The organism is Nocardia asteroides (genome assembly GCF_021183625.1).
Taxonomy (GTDB): domain Bacteria; phylum Actinomycetota; class Actinomycetes; order Mycobacteriales; family Mycobacteriaceae; genus Nocardia; species Nocardia asteroides_A.
Genome location: NZ_CP089214.1, coordinates 529,312 through 548,390, shown reverse-complemented (window position 1 = coordinate 548,390; position 19,079 = coordinate 529,312). Strand labels below are relative to the sequence as shown.

Annotated in this window: 19 protein-coding genes and 1 pseudogene; 12 read left to right on the top strand and 8 right to left on the bottom strand. The window is 69.8% G+C overall.

Annotated elements, in window-relative coordinates; genetic code table 11:
• Window positions 1-29 precede the first annotated feature (29 nt).
• From LTT61_RS02805 to LTT61_RS02780, 6 genes are all read left to right on the top strand, one after another.
• Window positions 30-1,157, top strand: a complete 1,128-nt coding sequence (locus LTT61_RS02805; RefSeq protein WP_233018344.1) for a hypothetical protein — start codon at window positions 30-32, stop codon at window positions 1,155-1,157.
• A gap of 163 nt (window positions 1,158-1,320) precedes the next feature.
• Window positions 1,321-2,028, top strand: a complete 708-nt coding sequence (locus tag LTT61_RS02800) for a hypothetical protein (RefSeq protein ID WP_233018343.1) — start codon at window positions 1,321-1,323, stop codon at window positions 2,026-2,028.
• Window positions 2,029-2,030: 2 nt separating this feature from the next.
• On the top strand, window positions 2,031-2,504 hold the full coding sequence (locus tag LTT61_RS02795; RefSeq protein ID WP_233018342.1) for a hypothetical protein: 474 nt from the start codon (window positions 2,031-2,033) through the stop codon (window positions 2,502-2,504).
• Window positions 2,505-2,568: 64 nt separating this feature from the next.
• Window positions 2,569-2,769 carry a hypothetical protein gene (locus LTT61_RS02790; protein WP_233018341.1) on the top strand — a complete coding sequence of 67 codons (201 nt, stop codon included), beginning with the start codon at window positions 2,569-2,571 and terminating at the stop codon, window positions 2,767-2,769.
• A gap of 429 nt (window positions 2,770-3,198) precedes the next feature.
• Window positions 3,199-3,636 carry a hypothetical protein gene (locus LTT61_RS02785; RefSeq protein WP_233018340.1) on the top strand — a complete coding sequence of 146 codons (438 nt, stop codon included), beginning with the start codon at window positions 3,199-3,201 and terminating at the stop codon, window positions 3,634-3,636.
• 395 nt (window positions 3,637-4,031) lie between these two features.
• A complete protein-coding gene (locus tag LTT61_RS02780) occupies window positions 4,032-4,394 on the top strand; it encodes a hypothetical protein (protein WP_233018339.1) in 363 nt (120 codons plus the stop codon).
• A gap of 241 nt (window positions 4,395-4,635) precedes the next feature.
• Here the strand turns inward: LTT61_RS02780 and LTT61_RS02775 are convergent, their stop codons facing one another.
• Window positions 4,636-5,880 carry a cation:proton antiporter gene (locus LTT61_RS02775; RefSeq protein WP_233018338.1) on the bottom strand — a complete coding sequence of 415 codons (1,245 nt, stop codon included), beginning with the start codon at window positions 5,878-5,880 and terminating at the stop codon, window positions 4,636-4,638.
• A 236-nt stretch (window positions 5,881-6,116) separates the two neighbouring features.
• Between LTT61_RS02775 and LTT61_RS02770 the strand changes: the two are divergent.
• Window positions 6,117-6,820, top strand: a pseudogene (locus LTT61_RS02770) (class II glutamine amidotransferase).
• A gap of 132 nt (window positions 6,821-6,952) precedes the next feature.
• Here the strand turns inward: LTT61_RS02770 and LTT61_RS02765 are convergent.
• Window positions 6,953-7,222 (bottom strand): SHOCT domain-containing protein, encoded by a 270-nt coding sequence (locus tag LTT61_RS02765; RefSeq protein WP_233018337.1) that lies wholly within the window; start codon window positions 7,220-7,222, stop codon window positions 6,953-6,955.
• Window positions 7,223-7,276: 54 nt separating this feature from the next.
• The gene (locus LTT61_RS02760) at window positions 7,277-7,714 is read right to left on the bottom strand and encodes a DUF6325 family protein (protein WP_233018336.1); all 438 of its coding nucleotides are present in this window, start codon (window positions 7,712-7,714) and stop codon (window positions 7,277-7,279) included.
• 185 nt (window positions 7,715-7,899) lie between these two features.
• Here LTT61_RS02760 and LTT61_RS02755 point away from each other — a divergent pair, with 185 nt between their 5' ends.
• The 3 genes from LTT61_RS02755 (at window position 7,900) to LTT61_RS02745 (ending at window position 12,720) form a co-directional block, all read left to right on the top strand.
• Window positions 7,900-9,297 (top strand): hypothetical protein, encoded by a 1,398-nt coding sequence (locus LTT61_RS02755; RefSeq protein WP_233018335.1) that lies wholly within the window; start codon window positions 7,900-7,902, stop codon window positions 9,295-9,297.
• Between the two features lie 171 nt (window positions 9,298-9,468).
• Entirely contained in the window at window positions 9,469-11,310 is a 1,842-nt protein-coding gene (locus LTT61_RS02750; RefSeq protein ID WP_233018334.1) for a glycoside hydrolase family 15 protein, read from the top strand.
• 9 nt (window positions 11,311-11,319) lie between these two features.
• Complete coding sequence (locus tag LTT61_RS02745; RefSeq protein WP_233018333.1) at window positions 11,320-12,720, top strand: MFS transporter; 1,401 nt, start codon at window positions 11,320-11,322, stop codon at window positions 12,718-12,720.
• A 69-nt stretch (window positions 12,721-12,789) separates the two neighbouring features.
• Here the strand turns inward: LTT61_RS02745 and LTT61_RS02740 are convergent, their stop codons facing one another.
• The 3 genes from LTT61_RS02740 to LTT61_RS02730 form a co-directional block, all read right to left on the bottom strand.
• Window positions 12,790-12,963: a hypothetical protein gene (locus LTT61_RS02740; RefSeq protein ID WP_233018332.1), complete on the bottom strand. Its 174-nt coding sequence runs from the start codon at window positions 12,961-12,963 to the stop codon at window positions 12,790-12,792.
• 158 nt (window positions 12,964-13,121) lie between these two features.
• On the bottom strand, window positions 13,122-13,304 hold the full coding sequence (locus LTT61_RS02735) for a hypothetical protein (protein ID WP_233018331.1): 183 nt from the start codon (window positions 13,302-13,304) through the stop codon (window positions 13,122-13,124).
• Complete coding sequence (locus tag LTT61_RS02730; protein ID WP_233018330.1) at window positions 13,301-13,663, bottom strand: three-helix bundle dimerization domain-containing protein; 363 nt, start codon at window positions 13,661-13,663, stop codon at window positions 13,301-13,303. The genes LTT61_RS02735 and LTT61_RS02730 overlap by 4 nt, the downstream gene beginning before the upstream one ends.
• Window positions 13,664-13,882: 219 nt before the next feature.
• Here LTT61_RS02730 and LTT61_RS02725 point away from each other — a divergent pair, with 219 nt between their 5' ends.
• Entirely contained in the window at window positions 13,883-15,598 is a 1,716-nt protein-coding gene (locus LTT61_RS02725; protein WP_233018329.1) for a DUF3556 domain-containing protein, read from the top strand.
• Here LTT61_RS02725 and LTT61_RS02720 read toward each other — a convergent pair.
• Window positions 15,582-16,481, bottom strand: a complete 900-nt coding sequence (locus LTT61_RS02720) for an acetaldehyde dehydrogenase (RefSeq protein WP_233018328.1) — start codon at window positions 16,479-16,481, stop codon at window positions 15,582-15,584. The two genes, LTT61_RS02725 and LTT61_RS02720, sit on opposite strands and share 17 nt — an antisense overlap.
• Window positions 16,482-16,615: 134 nt before the next feature.
• Here LTT61_RS02720 and LTT61_RS02715 point away from each other — a divergent pair, with 134 nt between their 5' ends.
• A complete protein-coding gene (locus tag LTT61_RS02715) occupies window positions 16,616-17,695 on the top strand; it encodes an AraC family transcriptional regulator (protein ID WP_233018327.1) in 1,080 nt (359 codons plus the stop codon).
• Window positions 17,696-17,698: 3 nt separating this feature from the next.
• On the opposite strand, the gene LTT61_RS02710 is transcribed toward LTT61_RS02715, so the two are convergent.
• Entirely contained in the window at window positions 17,699-19,039 is a 1,341-nt protein-coding gene (locus LTT61_RS02710) for a hypothetical protein (RefSeq protein ID WP_233018326.1), read from the bottom strand.
• Between the last annotated feature and the right edge of the window lie 40 nt (window positions 19,040-19,079).

The window sequence follows — 19,079 nt, the reverse complement described above, 5'->3', positions numbered from 1 at the left end:
GAACCTCACGCGCGGCATCGGGAGCGGTTGTGGATGAACTCGAGGTACACGAACCCAGCCTCTCCGGGTTCGGACTGGATCTACGGGATCTTTCGGCGAGTTTTACCTCGAATGCCACCCGGCTGCTACCGGGTGTGGCACTGCCGACCCGGTCGGGTGAACTCATGTCGACTCTGGCCCCGGCATTCAGGACATTCCACAGCGGGCTGTCCGCCGCGCACAGGAGCGATCTGACCACGGTCCACCGCCTGGGTGAGCACCTCGGCACCGCGAGAACCACCTATGAAAACGCCGAGACCGAATCGACCGATGGACTCGGGGCGGTCATGAATACCGGGGCGGGACAATCGGATGACTCGGGTGTGGTCACGCGCTTCGCCGGGTTGCACCTGCCCACGATGCCGGAGGTGGGAGAGGCGCCGGCCACCGTGCACGACGTGGTCACCGCCGGTATCGCATTGATCGGCCCCTACGACGAGGCGCTCGGACAGAAGATCGGCATGCGGCCCGCGAAGGAATACCTGGAACCGCTGATGGGCGACTGGGAGGCGCTACAGGTCGTCGGTGAGCGGATCGGCCTCCTCGGCGTCAACGACTATACGGCGTCGGTGAATATCGCCGGTGGCAGCGCCTGGTTGCAGGGGAGCTGGAAAAGGCAGGGCTCGCGGGCATTCGGCGACAATGCGGGCGTACTGGGTGAATCGTTCGCGGGCCGCAGCTGGGACTTGGACGCGGTGTCGAAGATCGTCCAGAACGCGGGTGCCCGCCTCGAACGCACGGTATACAACCAGGCGATAGATCTGAGCAGCGCGCTCACCGAGCCGATGACCTTCGTCGGATTCACCCTGCCGCTGGGAGTCTGGGCGCTGCTGATCGACCACCCCATGCAGGAGTCGCACCGATCTCGGATCGTCTCGGCGGTCGACGCCGTGAAGGACTCCGCCAAGTCGAGGCACGCCGATATGACCGCGGTGCTCGATCGGGTTTCCTCGGCTTTGAGCTATTCCCCCGACCGGGCGGCACCGACATTCGCCACGGCGGATTTCGAGGTTCCGGCGCGCGTCGACCCCGGCGCCCATCTGCTCCGATACGGATTCGGCGGCCACACCTGGTGGCAGCACACGGCGATCGACGAAGCGCCCACCCTCTCCGTCTGAAATCAACCGGAAATCCCATCGAGCACGAGCGAGCAGATACATGGCAGAGCCCAGCCCGACTCCGGGTCCGTCACCGGCACCCGTCGCAGAGGCAAGCCCGATTCCGAGCCCGGCACCGGGGCCCGCTCCGGTGCCGCCGCCCGCGCCATTGCCGATTCCCGCTGTGCCCGAACCGCCGAAATCGGATGCGGGCGCGGGCGAGTGGAACTCGCAGCCCTGGTACAGCACATTCGACGACATCGGATTCGCCGAAGTGGCGGCAGCGGTGGCCGCGGCCGCGGATATCAAAGGATATACGCACGCGTCGGCACACCTGTGGCACTACCTCGACAACAGCGGGGACACCCTGACGGTCAACGTCGATTCGGTCCTGCACGACGTGCCCGCGGCCAACACTGCGGCCAATTCGATAGCCGAGAAGGAGATCAGAAGAGTTGCGGCGGCCCAGGTGAAAGCCGAAGCCTATGACACGCCGACCCAGTTCCAGTCCAGGTGGAAGGGCTTCTATATCGGCGAGGAACTCAGCGCCGATTGGTTCTTCGCGATGAACGGCATCAGCCTCGCTGTCAGTGGTGCGGTGATCACGCGTGAGCCCGCGCAGGGGGCGGTGCCCACCGTGGACGTGGAGTACAAGGTGCACCTGTACGACCGATACAACTGGGATACCGGCAAGAAGACCGAAATCGCCGGTGTGCTGTTCTACGACAAGGACTTGGGCGAACTGCACACGGCGGGGCTGGCCCGTGAGTACGACATCGAGGGAACCAGCGATGTCCGCCGGTATCAGGGCCCGATACCGGCGAACGGCGCCGTCGACCTGCCGGGATCGGACGACAGCCGCGATGGTGAAAGGACTGATCCGACCCGATGAGAATGCGAGCCGTACTGGCCTGGGTCGCGCTCGGCTCCGTGGCCGGAATGCTGACCGGGTGCGGTGATGGCGGCCGGGACGACGAACCACAGGGCCGGTCGGGGCAGCCGCAGAACACCGCCGAGATCGTCGAGCAGGCATCCGATTTCGGGGGCATAGTGATCCCGGACAATGCTTCGGTCCTCGACGCCCGCACCGAACACGGCATGGACACCCTCTACCGGATCGCGCTCGCGACCGACGAAGCGGGAGTGGACCGGCTGCTGGCGGCATCGAGGTTCGCCGAAGCACCGAGCAGGGTGTTCCGGGTCGCCGAATCCACCATCGCGGGGCCGCCGCTCGACACCTCGCCCTCGATCCTCCGAACCGAGGACGAATACCGTGGCTCCGGCGGTGCGACGATCTATCGAATAGTCATCGTGGACGAGCGGGGTCCGCAGAGTCGCTACGTCCATATCCAGTTGTTCGACAGCTGACAGGTGATCCCTGTCGAGTCGGCTCACGTTTCCGCTCAAATATTCGCAGTAGAACGGATTTGATATGAAACAGACCAATCGCAACATGATGGCGGCGGCCCTGCTCGCCGGTGCACTGCTGCTGTCCACCGCACCGGCTCAGGCCGAACCGGCGGGCGCGAACGTCGCGGAACTGTCCACCGGCTCGGCCGAGCTGGGTGGCGCCCTCTTCGGTCTGCTGTTCCCCAATTTCCTGTGCGGGTCGCTGTGGCGGCCTGTCTGCTAGGCCGAGTTCGGTGAGCAGGGCCTGGGCGGACCGCCTTGGTCAGGCGCAGGTGGACTTCGGGGCCCAGGGCGGGTCCCTCGGCCGGGGGTGATGACCGCGACCTGTTCACGGTGGATGTGGGTCGCCAGATGGGTGCCGGGTTCCCAGTCGAGATCGGCGAGGGTGTGAGCTGATACCCCGGCCCGCGTGGTCGATCACTCGAATTCCATACCCTTACCTGCCCTCCGCCGCGCGTGCCGTTCGCGATCGCCGCGCTACTGGCCATCGGCGCGCGCGTCGTCGCCCTCGCCGCACCCGGTGGCCCGGCCGCAGGCGGAGATCTCGCGCCGGGGACCCGGATCGGCGGCGTGACCACCCCGATCGCGCTCGGAAGCCCGACATGCACTGCGCCGCGGCCGGGGCGCGTTCGCGAACACCGCCGGGCTGACCGTGAGCGCTGCGGCAACCGCGGTGGCCGTCGCGGGCGCCGCGTGGGTGCTGCTCGGCACCCAGCCGACCGTGCCCGCGCTCATCGGCGCTGCGCTCCTGGCGGCAGCCGCAGGGGGTGGCGGCGGCAACAGCCCGCCGAACGGTGGATCGCGCCAGGCGCTCGATGATCTCCCTGCCTGGTGGGGGCATCGACGAGGAGTTCGGCCGCGGCTGCACGCCCGGCACCCGATCTGGGTAGCGAACCTGCTGCTCGGCCTGCTGTGGCACCTGCCGCTGTGGTGGAATCCGCCGGTCTCCACCCGCGGCCGGTTCGGCGCCGCGGCCACCGAGCCGGCGGGAAGCGGGCGGCGTGCCCGTGGAGGCAACGTGGGCGACGAAACGGCATCGACCTCGCATCGTCGCATCGGGGGCTGGTCCGCTCATCGGCTGTCCGTGTGACATCACTCGATTCGGGTGAGGCGCACCGGTGGTGTGTGCGGTGAGCATGAACCGAGGGCCAGGCCGCCGTGGCCGGGCGAGGTACCGGGGTGGTGATGGCGATGCTGGGTGAAGCCCGGTGGGGTGACGGGTTGGGCTACCGGTCGGGTGCCGGCGCGGCGCTCGTGCGGACCGCTCCACGGCGCGGGGCCACGGCCTGCCGGTTCCCGCCGGTCGACGCGGATCGTCGCGTCCGGGACCTGCTGAACGATCCGGTCCCGTACCGCGACCACGGCCCGGGGTCGTTGTGGTCGGCGGCTCACACGGTGGTGGTGACCCGGGAGGCCGCGCCGGGCCGGTGCGAGTTCCTGCGGCGTCTGGTGGTGCCGGTGGGGCGAGGCCGGTTGGCATTCCGGTTGTCCTCGCATTCGCCGGAGGCGGGACAGCTGTGGCGGGACCGGCGGGTGATCGTGCAGGCGGGGGACCTGGGTGGCCGGCCCGCGCTCGGTTCGCGTGAGCACGAGGGCAGCGTGGTGCTGTTCGGGCCCGGCCCGCTGGCCGACGCCGTGGCCGAGGCGATGCGGGTGAAGTACGGACCGCGGTTGGCCATGGCCAGGCTCGGGCACCGGATGATGCTCGGCTCGGCACCGTATGCCGACCTGACCGCGGTGATCAGCGTGCACGAGAGCACCGCGCTGCTCGCCCTGCCCGTGGCTCCGGACCGGCTCCGCCCGCACCGGAATCTCGGATCGTCCGCTATCACTACTCCAGGAGGATGAGCTGCTATGGCCGGTCTGCGGACCCGAGCATTGAGCGAGGAGACCGACGAGCGGATCGCCCTCGCGATCGCGCGCTGGCAGGCAGCGCACCGCGACGCCCTCGCCGACGGCGACACCAAGCGGGCCGAGATCAGCGGGGCAGTACTCGAAGCCTTCGTCGGCGAAGCCGGCCGCCGCGCCGCGGCAGCGATCCGGCCGGGGGCTGAACCCGACACCAGGACGTCACGGAGCCCGGGCACGGTCAGGGGTGCCCGCTCGGATCGGGACGGCTCGGAGGTGAATCTTGCCGAAACCACAGGGCATAACGCTGGGCCAGTGGTGCCGCTGTGAGTCCGTGGGCGAGCACCGACAACCCGATCGTGACGACGGCGCCCGCGAGGAGCAGGTCCTGGTGCGGCAGCTCTCTGTCTTCTTCGAGGATCAAGATGACGAAGACGATGGTGGCCAGCCCACGCGGACCGAACCAGCCGACGAAGGCGGTGGTGGCGGGGCGGGAGCGGGTTCCGATCAGCGACAGCGCGACCGGGATCATCCGCACCGCGGTCAGGCTCAGCAGGGCATACCCGACGATGCCCCAGGACAGGTGGCCGAGCGCGGGCCCGAGCAGCACGGCACCGAAGACGATGAAGGTGACGGCGCTGAACAGGTCGCCCGCTTCTTCGAGCATGCCCGCCGAGCCGCCGCGGGGAGCATGGCGGCGGCGTAGCGCCCCGAAGACCAGCCCGCCGACGAACGCGGCGATGAAACCCGATCCGCCGATCGGCACGGCGAGGGTGTAGGCGAGCGCGGCGGTGGTGAGGGGAACGATCTGCGCCCACGCCCGGTCGATCGTGTTGCGGCGTTCGGCTGTGATCAGGACCGCGGCGGCGATCGCGCCCGCACCGGCACCGGCGGCGCTGCCGTACCCGATCTGCTCCGCGACGAGCCGGGCGGCGGCGCCCTGCCCGATGGCATCGGCTTCGGTGTGGGCGAGCGCGAGCACGATCAGGAACAGGGGCACACAGATGCCGTCGTTGAGGCCGCTTTCGACGTTCAGGCCCTGCCGCACACGCGAGGGCAGATCGGGGAGCGTGACCACCGCCTGCCCGAGCGCCGCGTCGGTCGGAGCGAGGATCACCGCGAGCAGGAGCGCTTCCGGCCAGGCGAGCTCGTTCAGCACGAGCAGAGCGGCGGCGAACCCGGCGACGATCGTCAGGGGCAGGCCGATCCCGAGCAACCGGGCGGGCAGGGCGATCTCGGCCCGGAGCGTGGTCAGGTTCACCTGGGAGGCATCGGAGAACAGTACAAGGGCGAGCGTGATCTCGGCGAGGAGTTTGACCGTCTCCGCGGCGTTCTCCACCTCGATCAGGCCGACGGCTGTGCTGCCGACGACGAGGCCACCGACGGTGAAGATGATCGGCGCGGTTATCGGCGTGCCCGGAACCCGTCCCGAGATCGCCGCGAAGGCGAGCACGATCGCGGTGATCGCGGGTAGCGCCCACGTCACGATGTCACCGGGGTGCGGAAATCAGTCCTCGGCCGGCGGTCGATGCTCATATCTCGGTCGTCCCTCCGGGCGGGGCGGGCAGGTACGGACTCAGCCTGCCTCCTGCGGCGAACCGCCACCTCACCCACATCAGGTGAAACGCCGAGTGGGGCTTGCACCGGGTAGGGCGAATCAGCGCGTGGCAATCGCTGTCGCAGCGGTTCCCGGCTGTGGTCAACTGCGGTATGTGCCGGTGGATGGCGTACTCGGGTGAGCCGATCCTCGCCGAGGATCTGTTGTTCCGCCCTGAACACTCACTGATCGATCAGAGCCTGCACGCGCACCTCGGGGAAAGCGCCACCAACGGTGACGGCTTCGGCATCGGCTGGTACGGCGAGGGCAGCGAACCCGCGGTGTACAAGAGCATCGAACCGGCCTGGAACGACAGCAACCTGCGGGAGATCGCCGGACAGGTGCGAACGCCGATGTTGCTTGCCCATGTCCGGTATTCGACAGGGACCGCGGTGCAGCGCAGCAATTGCCATCCGTTCCGGCACGGGAAATGGCTGTGGGTGCACAACGGCCTGCTGCGCGGCTTCCACGAGATCAGGCGCGACCTGGTGCTGGCGGTCGACCCGGCGCTGTTCCCCGATATGGAGGGCTCCACCGACACCGAAGCCCTGTTCTACCTCGCCCTGACCTTCGGCCTCGGCGACGACCCCTTCGGGGCCGTCGCCCGAGCGGTCGGCTACGTCGAGGACGTCGGACCGAGATCTCCCAGCTTCGCGCGTTGCACCCCGAAGTCGAGGTGCTGCGCGAACTCGGCGACCGTACCCGCCTCGTGGTGTCCGAGCCGCTGCGCGATCTCGAAGGCGCGTGGAACGAGGTACCGGAATCCTCGGCTGCGATCGTGGGCGGCGGTGCCGACGCGATCCGGCCTTTCGCGCCGATCGCGGCCTGAGGCCGTTCCTGGGTGGTCCGCGTCAGCATGAGCGTTCGGGAACCGGAACTCGGTCGGAACGGATGGGTTTCTCGATACCGAGATTACTGAAGATTTGCCTTGTCAACGCATGTTGTCGTGCGGGTATTCTTGCTATCCGAGAATTCTGGCTTTCTCCGCCTCGAACTCGGCATCGGTGAGCACCCCCTGAGCTTTGAGCTCAGCGAGTTCCTTGAGGGCGGTGATCCGGTCCATCGTCGCGTCGCCGCCGGGCGGCGGCGCCGCGTATTGCTGTTGTGGGGCTGGTTGCGGCTCCTGGGCGGCCCACCGCTGTCCCTGCCGTCGGGAGACGCGGTTGGAAACGGCGGTCGCGGTTCCGGCGACCACGGCGGTGCGGGCTACGCCGCGAAGCAGTCCGGGCATGACGCTCTCCTTGCTCGGTTCAACCGACAATGCGAATAATGTTGGGGCTGCGGCTCATTCGACGTCGAGCGACGCCAGGATGCTCTGCATCGGAATGCGCCCGGCGGCCACCAATTCGGCGCCGTTGCGGCGCAGCGCGGATGCGAACGGCGCCGCCCACCTGTTCTCGTAGACCAGAACCGCGGCGGAGCACCCGGGCTCCAGCGCGCGGCCCGCCTCCATGCGGTCGGTGTCGTCCAGCAGGCCCGATTGTGCCTCCGCGAACAGGGTGACGTCGATGTCTCCGTCGAAGCCGAGGTCGGCGATGTCGATGCCGGAGAGCGATCCGGCGGCGTCCTTGTGGACGAACGCCAGGTCGAGCACGCGGATGACCCCGCGCTCGACCAGATCGCGGAGGAGGGGCAGTGCCGAGCCGTCCGGGGGCCGGTCGGCGGGGAATTCGATGACGAGATAGTCGACGGGACCCAACATGTCGATATCGTTTTCGCTCACTGTGGCCTCTTTCCGATTCGAGAGTAACCTCGCATTCGCCACGTTGCGGGCGACACCGGTGTCAGCAAGCGTACGCTCCGGTCGTCACCGAATCTATTGTTCCTCGGCTGGACGCCGAGTTTTCCGGCATCCCGTCCCGCTCGATACGAGTCTGCCCGAATCCATTTCCGGACCAAGGGGTAGTGATGACTTCTGATCCGCCGGTCGACCCCGTGAGCGCGGACGAACGCGCCGAGCTGGAACGGCTGCGTGCCGAGGTCGCGGCGCTGCGGAGCACGCGGCGGGCCGCGCCGGGAGGCCGCAGACTCCCGCATTTCTGGCGGTGGACCGCGGTGCTGATCTTGACGGTGCTGGTCGCCGTGCTGGCGATCAGCACCGTGGTGTCACGGTATGTGCGCACCGAGATCCTCGACACCGACAGGTACCTGAGCACGGTGGCTCCGCTGGCATCGGATCCGGCGCTGCAGACCGAGCTCGCCACCGCTGTCACCGACGAGATCTTCGCCAGGGCCGATATCGAGGGGCTCACCGCACAGGCGCTGGCCGCGCTGACCGACGCCGTGCCGGCGGAGACGAACCGGCCGCGGGTGGATCGGGCCGTCGAGGGGCTCGCGCCGGTGATCACCCGGCAGGCACGCGGGTACGTCGACGACACCGTGCTCGAGTTCGTGCGCAGCGACCGCTTCGAGGATCTGTGGCTGCAGGCCAACCGCACCGCCCACGCCGCGCTGGTGGCCGCGGTGACCGGAGACGTCGGCCCGGAGGCGGTCACCGTCGACGAGAACGGCACGGTGACCCTCTCCCTGGCCGCGGTGATCGACGAAGTGAAGGCCAGGCTGCTCGCCCGCGGCTTCACCTTCGCCGAGAAGATTCCCGCGGTCGACAAGCGCTTCGTCCTCTTCCGCTCCCCGCAACTCGTGCGGGCGCAGCGGGCGGTCGACGCGCTCGACACCGCCGCGGTCGTGTTGCCGTGGCTGACGATCGCCGCCGCCGTCGCGGCGATCGGCGTGGCACCGCCGGGGGGACGCCGGCGCGCCCTGTCCTTCGTCGGGCTCGCGATCGCGGGGGCGATGCTCGTGCTCGCCGTCGCGCTGCTCGCCGGGCGGGCGCTGTATCTGGACCGGATTCCGCCCGAGGTGCTGGCACCGGACGCGGCAAGGGCGATCATCGACACGCTGCTGGTGCCGCTGCGAACCGCGCTGCGTGGCGTCGCCGTACTCGGCCTGGTGCTCGCCGCGGTCGCCTACCTCACCGGTGGCTCACCGTCGGCGGTCGCGGTGCGCCGGGGGGTCGGCCAGGGCATGGACGGGGTGCGGAGGCTGCGGCGGTCCCGTCCGCCGAACGCCGTGGAAACGGGGGCTTTCCGAGCCCGCACCGCGCTGCGCTGCGCGATCGCAGGCACCACGGCGCTGCTGCTGGTCTGCTGGCGCTACCCCACCGGGCTGGTGATGGTGTGGATCGTGCTCGGTGCGCTGCTGGCGCTGCTCGCGCTGGAACTGCTGATCCGCCCTGCCCGCGGCCGGCCCGAAGAGCCCGAGCCGAAGGACGATGCCGTGCGGCAGCCGGACCCGGTCGGCGGGTAGCCGTTCACCCGCCCTCACCCGATTCGGGTGATATGCGGGTCCGGCCCTCGACAGCGGTGCGACGCCGGAGTTTGCTGGGATGCAGTTGCCGCCCTTTTTCGCCGGACCGGATCTCTGCTCCTCCCGGAAGCGGCTCATCCGGCGAGGTCATCCACCACCGGAGGTGTGCCCGTGAACCCATATCCGCCGATCGCTGACCACGGCATGGTAGGCGACCTGCAGACCGCGGCCTTAGTCAGCGCCACCGGAACCGTCGACTGGTGGTGCGCGCCGCGCTTCGATTCGCCGAGCATCTTCGCCGCGCTGCTCGACAGGGAGAAAGGCGGCCATTGCCAGCTGATTGCCAACCTGCCGGAAGACCGGATGACGATCCGTCAGCTCTACCTGTCCGACACCGCGGTCCTGATCACCCGATTCATGACCGAAGACGGCGTCGGCGAGGTCGTCGACTTCATGGACCCGATCCGGGATCCGGCACCTACCGGCAGGCACCGGCTGACCCGGATCGCGCGGGTGGTCCGCGGCCGCCTGCCGTTCGCGCTGACCTGTCGCCCCCGCTTCGATTACGCCCGCGCCGGGCACACCCTGACCCTGCGCGACGAGCACCAGGCGGTGTTCGCGGGACCCGGCATCGATCTGCACCTGCAGGTTTCGGGGGCAGCCGCGCTGTCCGCGAACGGCGACGACGTGGCGGCGCGCTTCACGCTGACCAGCGGAGAGAGCGCGGCATTCGTGCTGACCAGCACCGACTCGGACGCGGCGGCACCGCCGCAGCCCGGCCAGGAGACGGTGCTGGCCGCGTTCGAGGAGTGCCGCGAGTTCTGGTTGTCCTGGCTGCACGCCTCCACCTACCGCGGGCGCTGGCACGAGATGGTCAACCGCTCGGCGATCACGCTGAAGCTGCTGACCTACGCCCCGACCGGCGCGCCGATCGCGGCCGCCACGATGGGACTGCCCGAACAGATCGGCGGAGAACGCAATTGGGACTACCGCTACACCTGGATCCGGGACGGCTCGCTGGCCGTGCGGGCACTGGTCGACCTCGGCTTCACCGAGGAGGCCTACGCGTTCCGGCGGTGGCTGCGCGCCCGCCTCGACGCGGGAGATACCGCCTCCGGTGAACCTTTGCAGATCATGTACCGGATCGATGGCGAGCCCCGGCTCGAGGAGGAGGTGCTGACCCACCTCGAGGGGTACCGGCGTTCGGGCCCGGTCCGGGTCGGCAACGCCGCCGCCGACCAGATCCAGCTCGACATCTACGGCGAGGCCGCCGACGCGCTCGCCAGGACCTCCGACATCGGTGGCATCGCGGGCTGGCGGGTCTTCGCCGGACTGCTCGACTGGCTCGTCGACAACTGGGACCGCCCCGACGAGGGGATCTGGGAAACCCGCGGCGGCCGTAAGAATTTCACCTACAGCCGGCTGATGACCTGGGTCGCCTTCGATCGTGGGATCACCCTCGCCACCACCCACTCGCGCCCGGCCGACATCGCCGGTTGGACCCGGGCCAGAGACGCGGTGTTCACCCAGATCACCGAGCGGGGCTGGAGCGAGAAGCGCCGGGCCTTCGTCCAGCACTACGACACCGAGGTGCTCGATGCCTCGCTGCTGCTGATGCCGCGGATGGGTTTTCTCGCCCCGGACGACCCGGCCTGGCTCAGCACGCTCGACGCGATGGGCGACGAGCTGGTCAGCGACAGCCTGGTCTACCGCTACGATCCGGCTGCCTCCCCGGACGGCCTGCGCGGCTCGGAGGGCACCTTCAACCTGTGCAGCTTCCTCTACGTGGAGGCGCTGGCGCGGTCGGGCCGGCTGACCGAGGCCCGCTACGCCTTCGACAAGATGCTCACCTACGCCAACCACGTCGGCCTGTTCGCCGAGGAGATCGGCCCCTCGGGCGAGCAGCTGGGCAATTTCCCGCAGGCCTTCACCCATCTGGCGCTGGTCGCCGCGGCGCTGGCACTGGACGAGCAGCTCGACCGCGCCCAGGCGCGGGCAGGCCGCGCGGGCTAGGGGAGCCGGATGAGCGAATCGACCGGTACGACACGCGCCCGCGGGGTGCTGGTGCCCCTGGCGCTGGCGCAGTTCATCTGCAGCTTCGCGGGCTCCAACATGAATGTGATGATCACCGACATCAGCACCGACCTGAACACCACGGTGCAGGGCGTCCAGGTCGCGATCACGATCTTCCTGCTGGTGATGGCGGCGTTGATGATTCCGTGCGGCGCGCTCACCGACCGGTTCGGCCGCAAGCCCTGCTTCGTGCTCGGGCTGGCCGTCTACGGCGTCGGCGCGGTGGTCAGCGCGGTGTCGCCCAACCTGGGCGTGCTGATCCTGGGCAACTCGATCCTGGAGGGCATCGGCACCGCCCTGCTCATCCCGCCGGTCTACATCCTGACCACCCTGCTGTTCACCGAATCCGCCCGGCGTGCCAAGGCATTCGGGACGATCATGGCGCTGGGCGGCGTCGGCGCCGCGGCCGGGCCGCTGATCGGTGGCCTGATCACCTCGGTGCTGAGCTGGCGGGCAGCCTTCGGATTCCAGGCCCTGGTCATCGTGGTCATCATCGTCTCCAGTCGCCGCATCCTCGATCCCCTGCCCCCCGACCCCACCAAGTCCTTCGACCTCCTCGGCGCGGTGCTCTCGGCGGGCGGGCTCGTCCTGCTCGTCACCGGCATCATGGCCATCGACGACAACCTCGTGCTGAGCCTGGCCCTGCTGGTGCTGGCGGCGGCCGTGCTGACCGTCTTCTTCCTGACCATCCGTGCCAAGGACCGGGCCGGAGGCGCACCGCTGCTGCGGATCGCGCTGTTCCGCAACCGCACCTCCAACCTCGGCCTGATCACCCAGAACATCCAGTGGCTGCTGCTGATGGGCACCTCGTTCGTGGTCGCGGCCTACCTGCAGGTCGTGCGGGGCTACAACGCCGTGGAGACGGGCGTGATCTTCACCGCGGCCACCCTCGGCATGCTGGTGACCTCGCTGTCGGCCGAGCGCTTCGCCACCCGTCGGAGCCCGCGCACGCTCATCATGGCCGGTTTCGGCATCACCATCGCCGGGCTCGTCGTGCTGGTGACCATGGCGGGAAACTCGGTGAGTCCCTGGGCATTCGCGCCGGGGCTGCTCCTCATCGGGCTCGGCCTCGGAATGATGCTGACCCCCTCGGTCACCGTCGTGCAGTCCAGCTTCAGCGAAGACGAGCAAGGCGAGATCTCCGGGCTGTCGCGCAGCGTGTCGAACCTCGGCTCCTCGCTGGGCACCGCCGTCGCGGGCACCATCCTGGTCGCCGGGCTGAGCGGGCACGCCTATGCCGCGGCCATGATCACGCTCGCCGCGATCGGTGTCGCCGGGTTCCTCGCGGCGTCGATGCTGCCCCGCCGGATCCTGCCGGTCGACACCGGCCATACATCCGGAGGTAGCTGAGACCGCGCCGCGAGCCGCGGTTCGGTACGGAGCCGGGATCCGGTGCGGGGGCTGGGTGGGCGGCGGGATTCACGAGTTCGCCGGAGCGCCGGGGTGGATGTTCACACCATCGTCGGCGCCGCGCGCTGTGCGGGCATCACCCGTTCCGAATGAAATTCGTGCGCGCGTCGAATTCACCCGGATCGGGTGATCCGCCGCCGCTTCGGCGACAGCCGAGGTCTTTCGCGGCAGGATCACCCGCACGCGATAAAGCGAAAGCGCGTGGCCGGAACCTCGACCGTCTGGAAAATCCCCAGCGAGACAGGCCGGAGAACGCGAAGAAGCCGAAAACCCAGCAACTGAGCAGTACGGCCGGGAAAGCGCGGGAATCGGCGCGACGATGCGGCTGACGGCGGCGGGGTTCAGAGCACGACGAAGCCGAGCACCGCGATGACGGCGAGAACGACCAGCACCGTCGCGACGATCGACGTCGACAGCACCATGACCCCGGTACCCATTGTGATCACGATCAGCAGCGACAAGCACGCCGTCCCGGTCTCGAATCGGGTGTCCGGCGCGGCCCGGCGGTGCCCGCGGCCGATCATCCGAGCGACTCGGCGACGTCGGCTGGTAGCCGGGAAATGACCTGCCGCGCCGCCTTCTCGACCAGAAGCGGCACGAAGTCGTGCACCCGGCAGCCCGCATAGCGGTGGTGAATGGTGTGCACGAGCACATCCAGATCGGTGTTCGCCAGCAACGGGTAGCGGTCGCGCAATCGCTCGATCACCTGGTCGATCTGATCCGCTTCTTCGTGCTCGATTCTCGGCATGGCGCCCTCCTGCTGAGGGAAGAAGTGTGCTGCGGGTGGACGCACGACAATACGCGCGATCGGCTCTTCCGGATTCATATCGCCGACAAGATTCTCCCTTTCGCCGGCGAGCGATGAGGTGCGATTCGAATTCACCCGAAAAGGGTGAGCAAATACGAAATGGACGGGGCAATACTGCACGAATTTTCGTCCCGACCCCAGTAGGTGCAGATCAGGGATCCGCCCCCGGGGTCGGCGTGCCGTGCAGCCGAAGCAGGTGATGAATCGGCCGACCGCAGTCGATTGACAGAAAACTGCAACACGTGTCACCGTGTCCGGGGCCACCCGGCCCGACGCGCGACGCGGAGGTAACCCATGGGTTTTCGTACGCCCGACCTGCCGGTCGTCGACCTGGAGAGCTGGCGCGCGGGCACCCGCGGCGAGCGCATCCGGCCCATGGCGCGGCACTGGGCCGAGGTCGGGTTCGGGACGCCGGTGGTGCTGCACCTGTTCTACGTCGGGAAGATCCTGGCGTACCTGCTCGCGCTGTACCTGATCGCGCTGTCCACGGAAGGAATCGACGGCCCGATCGCGCAGTGGTGGACCGAGCCGATCGTGTTCCAGAAGGTCGTGCTGTTCACGCTGCTGTTCGAGGTGGTCGGGCTCGGCTGCGGATTCGGGCCGCTGAACAACCGGTACAACCCGCCGATGGGGTCGATCCTGTACTGGCTGCGCCCGGGCACGATCCGGCTGCCGCCATGGCCGAACGTGATCCCGTTGACGAAGGGCACCGCGCGGACGCCGGTGGATGTGGCGCTGTATGCGGCGCTGCTGATCGCGGTGGTGATCGCGCTGGTCAGCGACGGGTCGAGGGCGAACCCCGGGTTCGGCGCCGGACTGCTCCCGGTGTGGCAGATCGCGCTGATCCTGGCCCTGCTCGGGGTGCTGGCGCTGCGCGACAAGGTGATCTTCCTGGCGGCGCGCGGCGAGGTGTACGGAACCCTCACCGTCGCCTTCCTGTTCAGCGGCGCCGACCTGATCGTGGCCGCGAAGCTGGTGTTCGTGGTGATCTGGATGGGCGCGGCCACCTCGAAGCTGAACAAGCACTTCCCGTTCGTGGTGGCGACCATGATGTCGAACAGCCCGGTGGTCCGGTCGAAGCGGCTCAAGCGGTCGTTCTTCGAGAACTTCCCGGACGACCTGCGCCCCGGCGGGCGGGCGCGGTTCTTCGCGCACGGCGGGACGGCGGTGGAGCTGCTGGTGCCGGTGGTGCTGTTCTTCGCGACCGGGAGCTGGCTCACCGCGGTGGCGGCCGCGATCATGGTGACCTTCCACCTGGTGATCCTGACGGCGATCCCGATGGGTGTGCCGCTGGAGTGGAACGTGTTCATGATCATCGGGATCGTGGTGCTGTTCGTCGGCAACGCCGGGGTCGGGCTCGGCGATCTCGAGCACCCGGCGGTGCTGCTGCTGCCCGCGGTGAGCGCGGCGGTCGTGATCACGGGGAACCTGTTCCCGCGGCGCGTCTCGTTCCTGCCCGGCATGCGGTACTACGCCGGGAATTGGGATACGACGGTGTGGTGCGTGAAGCCATCGGGGGCGGCGAAGATCGGCGAGCACGTGGTCGCCATCGCCTCGATGCCGCAGGCGCAGCTGGAGAAGGTCTACGGCGAGGGACGTGCGGAGATCCTGCAGTACCTCGGCTACGCCTTCCGTGCCATGAACACGCACGGCCGCGCGCTCTTCACCCTGGTGCACCGGGCCATGCCGGAGGGGCACGAGGGCGAGTACGTGATCACCGACGGCGAGCGGATCTGCAGCACCGCGCTCGGCTGGAACTTCGGCGACGGGCACATGCACAGCGAGCAGCTCATCGCCGCGCTGCAGGAGCGCTGCGGGTTCGAGCCGGGTGAGGTCAGGGTCGTGCTGCTGGACGCGCAGCCGATCCAGCGGCAGACCCAGGCGTATCGGCTGGTCGACGCCGCGACCGGCGAGTTCGAGCGCGGGGAGGTGCGGGTGGCCGATATGGTGACGCGCCAGCCCTGGCAGGACGACGTTCCCGTCACCGTGACGTTCAGCGCGCGGAGCTGACCGCGATCCGCTCCGCGATCCGGACAGCCGCCGCGGTCATCAGGTCGAGCCCGCCCGCGTGCACAGGCAGGTGCGCGCCCGCGCCGGTGAGCTCCAGCCCGACGGTCACCTCGTCGGCGCCCTCCCGCCCCGGCTCGATCCCGACCTCGCCCGCCACCCGGAACCCGGGGGAGTAGCAGGCGACCCGGCTCGCCGCCTCCCGGACCGCGGCGGCGACGGCAGCGCGGCCACTTCGGTCGAGCGCGCCGACGGTAGCGCGCAGCGTGGCGACGGTGGCGCGCGGCGGGTCGGTGCGGTCCAGGCTGAGCGAGGCGCGGCCGCGCAGCGCGCCGCCGACGGTGGTCAGCGCGTGCGCGGTGGTGTCGGTGAGCGCGGCGATCCGATCCCTGGTCATGCGCGCCGCAGGGGTGCCTGCCACCACGGCGGAGACCGTGGCCTCCAGCACCGGGGTGACGGTGGCGATGGCGGCGACCAGCGGGACGGTCGCCTGGGCGCTGCCGGTGAGGACGTTGATGTTGCCCGCGCCGACGTGCGCGTCCAGATTCACCCCCGGCACCACGTGGGCGCCGAGCGCGGACTGGGTGAGGTGCACGATCCGCTTGCCGTGCTCGGCCAGCGCGGTGACGTTGGCGCGGTGCGCCCCGGCGGTGGTGGCGTCGAAGACCAGCGCGATGTCGGCGAAGTGCGGCATGGCGAGCAGCCCGGCCAGCCCGCGCGCGGAGGTCGGGACGCCCAGCTCGGTGGCCTGCACGAGCCCGGGGGAGTCGGGGTCGATGCCGATCAGGGCGGCCATCTCCAGGGTCGGGGCGCCGTGCAGCACCTTCATCATCAGATCGGTCCCGACGGGGCCGGAGCCGATGACGGCGACCTTGGTTGGCTGCATGGGGTTGTTCCTCCGGGACACCTCGAACGTAAGGTGAACCTAAGCTGCTCCGACGCTGGGCAGAAGGATAGTGCCGGACAAGGAATTGATGAAACCGGCCATTCGGTTGCGGAAGAGTCGCTAGGGTGCGATTCATGCCGATCGGAAGGCCGCGGCCGTACCGGGCGACCGGGGACATCGCACCCGAGATCCCGCGCGCCGGGCTCGGGATCGCCATTATCGTCGAGTTCGCGCTGGAGCGCGGGCTTTCTCCCGCGGCGGTACTCGCGGGCACCGGCGTGCGCACCCCGGAGCTGCTCGGCCCCGACTCCGTGATCTCGGCGAAACAGGAGCTCACGGCGCTGCGCAACCTGGCGTCCGGGCTGAACAACCCGCCCGCGCTCGGCCTCGCGCTCGGCCGGTACTACGGCGTGAGCACGCTCGGGGTGTACGGCTACGCGTGCCTGACGAGCGCGACGGTGGGCGCGGCGTTGCGGGTGGCGGTGGAGTTCTGGGAGCTCAGCTACGCCTTCGGCGGGGCCCGAATCGAGGTGGATGCCGAGCTGCTGCGGGTGCACTACCTGGACCACGGCCTCCCCGAGGAGCTGCGCCCGCTGATCATCGAGCGCGACCTGCTGGCCGGTTTCTCGGTGATCGCGGAGATGGCGGGCGCGGCGGAGCTGCCGAGCGAGGTGCGGCTCTCCTACCCGGAGCCGGAGCACGCCGACGCGCTGCGGCGGCTCATGGGCCGCCCGCTCCGCTTCGACCAGCCGAGCAGCTCGGTCGACTTCCCGGTGGCGGTGCTGGACCGGCCGCTGCCGCACGCCGACGCCGAGACGCACGCCCGCTGCGTCGAGCAGTGCCGGGCGCTGCTTGCCCGCCGTCGCGACCCGTACGCGGCGGCGCTGGCGCGCGAGCTCCGCTCCCGGTTGAGCGCGCCCGGCGGCGGCGCGCCCTCGTTCGAGGACCTGGCGGCGCGGGCCAGCGTCAGCCCGCGCACGCTGCGCCGCAGGCTGGCCGCGGCGGGGACCAGCTTCCGGGTGCTGCTGGATCAGGCCAGGCACGCCACGGCCGATCGGCTGCTCGCCGAGACGACGGACTCGGTGGAGGAGATCGCGGTGCGGCTCGGCTACGCGGAGGCGGCCAGCTTCATCCACGCCTACAAGCGGTGGACCGGCACCACCCCGGCGCGGCGCCGGGCGGAGTTCGCCGCCCGGCGGCACCGGCTGCGCTGAGCCTCACCAGTGCGTGCCGGCGAGCCCCCAGGAGTCGAGCTCGGTGGCGATCGCCTTGCGCAGCTGCTCGGCGTCGCCGAAGTGATCCGGGTCGATGCCGAAGAAGGTGAGCGTGATCTTGTCGTCGTACTCCACCGCCCAGGCGGCGATGGCCGGGCCCTGCCTGCGCCGCTCGGCCGCGGACTGCCCCTGCATGATGGCGCGGATGGCGAAGGACTCGGCGCGCTGTCCGCCGATCTCGAGGGCGCTGTCCGGTGCGGCGCCCAGGTTGGAGACGGTGGTGTCCGGGCCGGGGACCGCGCGCATGAGCCTGCGGATGACCGCCTTGGGCAGCAGCCGGACCACCGGCTGCAGGTTGTCGGTGAGCGTGTCGTCGCGGGTGCGGTACTCGATGAAGGCCTGCTTGCTCAGCGCGCGGATCTCGGCGAGCCCGGCGTCGGGGCCGATCTCGCCTGGCACCCGGATCCAGACGCCGCCGGAGGCGTTGGCGCGGTCGTCGCCGTCCTCCCGGTTGCTCACGGCGATGCAGACCTTGAGCAGCCCGTCGGGGGCGAGCGGGTAGCCGGAGCGGCGGACGAGGCCGCCGAGCAGCGCGGTGAACAGGGTGGCTCCGGTGCCGCCCGCCGCGGTCGCGGCCGCGGTCCAGGCGTTCCGGTCGACGTCGACGATGGCGAGGGTGGAGCCGGACTCGCCGGTTCCCGAGCGCGGCGCCGCCTTCGCGGCGGCCGGCTTCGCTCCGGGTTCGGCGGCCTTCGCGGCCTTGCGCCGGCGCCACAGCTCGGTGCCGATCACGCGCGCGGAAGCCGCCGCCTCGCCGAGCGCGGTGCGCGAATCCTTCAGGTCGGCGCGGACTCTCGGCCAGCCGCGCACCTGGTCCTCGCTGGGCAGGCCGCTCATGGAGGTGCCCGCGTGCGCGGCGGCGAAGGCGTTGTAGAGCCCCTGGCCGTCGGTCACCATGTGCGAGATCAGCAGGGAGAGCACGAATTTCCCGGACACCGTGTGGGTGCCGACCAGCTGCCAGCCGCGCCCGGCGGCGGGGTCGAGGTCGGCGGTGCGCAGGGTGCGGTCGGCCCAGGCGCCGATCTCGCCGTCCGGCACCGGCTCCGGTTCGATGCGCAGCACCGGCGGGTGCGGCGAGCGCACCCAGCGGTGCCTGGCGAACGGAACCACCGCGGGAACCACCTTGCGGCTCAGTAGCCCGGCGGCCAGCTGATCCCCGAATCGGGCCAGCGCGGCGGGATCGGGCTCGGCGGGGAAGATCCAGGCGTACTGGATCGGCGCCGCCATCCCGAAAAGCCGTTCGGCGAGGAGGTATGACTCGTCTGCTCCGGCAACACGGTCCATTCCCGCAGGGTAGTGGCTCTGCGGCGGGATCGCATCTCCG